This is a genomic window from Kitasatospora sp. NPDC004272 (assembly GCF_053603035.1).
This window is the reverse complement of record NZ_JBSGET010000286.1, coordinates 1-1,647: the sequence shown is the minus strand read 5'-3', so window position 1 is coordinate 1,647 and position 1,647 is coordinate 1. Positions and strand designations below refer to the sequence as shown.

The following is a 1,647-nucleotide window of genomic DNA, read 5'->3' as shown; positions in this document are numbered from 1 at the left end:
CCGGACGCCACGCGTCCGGTGCCGGGCGGTCGGTGGGGCGGCGGGCCCTACGGGCGCCAGGTGTCCTGGACGGTGAAGGTGCCGGCGGCCGGGGTGGTGGCGGTGCGGTTGGCGCCGCCCTCCCAGACCACGCTGCCGTCCGGGTTCTCGATCAGGTACTTGTACTCGACCGGGGTGTTGGGCGGCAGCCGCAGGGCGGCGCTCCAGGTCGGGTAGTCGGCGGAGCCGGTGCTCAGCGGGACGGCGGCGGCCGGGTTCCAGCCGCCCAGCTCGGCCAGGTTGCCGACCAGGTAGACGTTCTGCCCGTAGGCGGTGCCGGCGGTGACGTGGAAGCTCGCGGCGACCGGTGCGCCGCTGCCGACGTTCCAGCGGTCGTCGATCGCGGTGATCGTGGTCGTCGAGTGGGTCACCGTGCGGTTGGGGACGCTCTCCCAGGTCACGGCCCCGGTGCTGCTGCGGATCAGGAACTTGTACTCCGCGGTGCTGCCCTGGATGATCTGCACGTACCCGGTCCAGGACGGGTAGGTCTGCGCGGTGGTGTGCAGCGGGACGGCCGCGGCCGGGTCCCAGTTGCCCAGCTGCGCGGTGTTCCCGCTGATCAGGACGGTGTCCCCGGGGTTGGTCACGGCCGAGACCGTGACCGAGATGGTGGCCTCGGCGGTGGCCGCGCCGGCCGGTGCGGCGGCGCCGAACAGCCCGGTCAGCAGGGCGGCCGCGAGCAGCAGCGGGCGCCACCAGGCGGTGGCCGTGGTACGGGGCGGTGCGGTGGTCATGGGACTTCCCGTCTCTTCTCCGTCGGCGCTGACGCGGCGTCAGCGCCCGTTGATCACAACATGGAATCAACGGAGGATCCGCCCCGGCGGCCTCGCCGGTATCGGATTCAGGTCATGCTCCGGGCCTCTCCGGTTGTTTGCCTTCAAGAAGTGGAGGGAGTGCCTTCGGGCCGCTGCGGCGGGAGAACGGCGGCCGGGTTGACGCCGGGGACACCCGCCCGTGCGCCCGGCGACATCCGGGCGTCATGAAAACCCTTGCTGCAAGATGGCGCAAAACTTTTCAATCCGGGCGGCCCTCAGGGCGCCGTCGGCGCCTCGGAGACCAGGTGGCCCCACCAGACCAGGCGATACAGCGAGGTGAACTCCGGGGTGCAGGTGGTCAGGGTCAGGTAGCGGCCGGGGGAGGTGTAGCCGGCCTGGGCGGGGACGGGGTCGAGCACCTCGTAGTTGTCGGCGCCGGTCTCCGGCAGCTCGCGGTCCAGCGTGTAGGTGTAGACCGCCCCGGGGGTGCGCAGCACCACCTGGTCGCCGGGGGCGAGCCGGTCCAGGTGACGGAACGGCTCGCCGTGGCCGTTGCGGTGCGCGGCCAGCCCCAGGTTGCCCTGCTCGCCGGGGAGTTGGGTGTCCGCGTAGTGCCCGACGGCGCCGGAGTCGAGGACGGTGCCCCGGTCCACGCCCTCGCGGACGGTGAAGGTGGCGGGCAGGTCGAGCTGTTCGAGCCGCGGGATGGTCAGGGTGCCGAGCTCCGCCCCCGGCTCGGGCGCGGCGGGCGCGCCGGGCGCGGCAGGAGCGGGGGCGGGGGCGGGGGCGGGAGCAGCGGGTGGCGGCGCCGGGGGCCCGTACGCGGGAGATCGGAAGAGGGTCGGGTAGGGAC

2 protein-coding genes are annotated in these 1,647 nt (G+C 73.6%); both read right to left on the bottom strand.

Annotation, left to right across the window (positions count from 1 at the left end):
* Window positions 1–47: 47 nt before the first annotated feature.
* Window positions 48–773, bottom strand: a complete 726-nt coding sequence (locus tag ACWEO5_RS38455) for a carbohydrate-binding module family 20 domain-containing protein (RefSeq protein WP_452166704.1) — start codon at window positions 771–773, stop codon at window positions 48–50.
* A 296-nt stretch (window positions 774–1,069) separates the two neighbouring features.
* Window positions 1,070–1,647, bottom strand: a 578-nt coding sequence (locus ACWEO5_RS38450) for a class E sortase (RefSeq protein ID WP_452166703.1), incomplete at its 5' end; no start/stop codon positions are given.

What these genes read in the sequence shown, in the direction of transcription:
- ACWEO5_RS38455 (WP_452166704.1), bottom strand. Translation starts at nt 773, where the DNA reads ATGACCACCGCACCGCCCCGTACCACGGCCACCGCCTGGTGGCGCCCG.